Origin of the sequence: Nocardioides antri, from assembly GCF_008373765.1 — a bacterium.
In the GTDB taxonomy this organism is placed as follows: Bacteria; Actinomycetota; Actinomycetes; order Propionibacteriales; family Nocardioidaceae; genus Nocardioides; species Nocardioides antri.
In genome coordinates this window covers 1-418 of the sequence record NZ_VUJW01000075.1, presented here as the reverse complement: position 1 = coordinate 418, position 418 = coordinate 1, and the positions used below count along the sequence as shown (strand labels likewise).

The following is a 418-nucleotide window of genomic DNA, read 5'->3' as shown; positions in this document are numbered from 1 at the left end:
GGCGTGATGACTGCGGCTGGCGTCTTAGACCTTATAGTAGAGATGGAATCATTACGCGGCTTCACCGCCTTCCTCCTCCTCAGCGCTGGCGGGCAGCATGGCGATCAGCTTGGTGGTGTCGATGTAACCCTTGTCGTCAATGTCCATCTGGTCGTAAGCCTCGTCGACTTCGTCGGCGGAGAACTTGTCGCCCCAGGTCATGAGGGCGTGCCTGAGCCTTTCAGAATCGATCTTTCCCTCTTCATCGAAGGTCTTGAAGGCGTTGATAACGACGTCATCTTCGTCAGAGCCGCCGGACATGCGGTTGGCGAACAGAGTCAAGAGCTGAGTGAAGTTGATGGGGCCAGAAGCCTCACCGACCATCTCATCGAGCTCCTTCTCGGACGCGAGCCTGCCCAGGGAGTCGACGGTGTGGAAG

1 protein-coding gene is annotated in these 418 nt (G+C 57.7%); it reads right to left on the bottom strand.

All coding sequences use genetic code 11. The features are described 5' to 3' along the window. Positions 1-51 precede the first annotated feature (51 nt). Positions 52-418, bottom strand: a 367-nt coding sequence (locus F0U47_RS22640; RefSeq protein WP_188111458.1) for an EF-hand domain-containing protein, incomplete at its 5' end; no start/stop codon positions are given.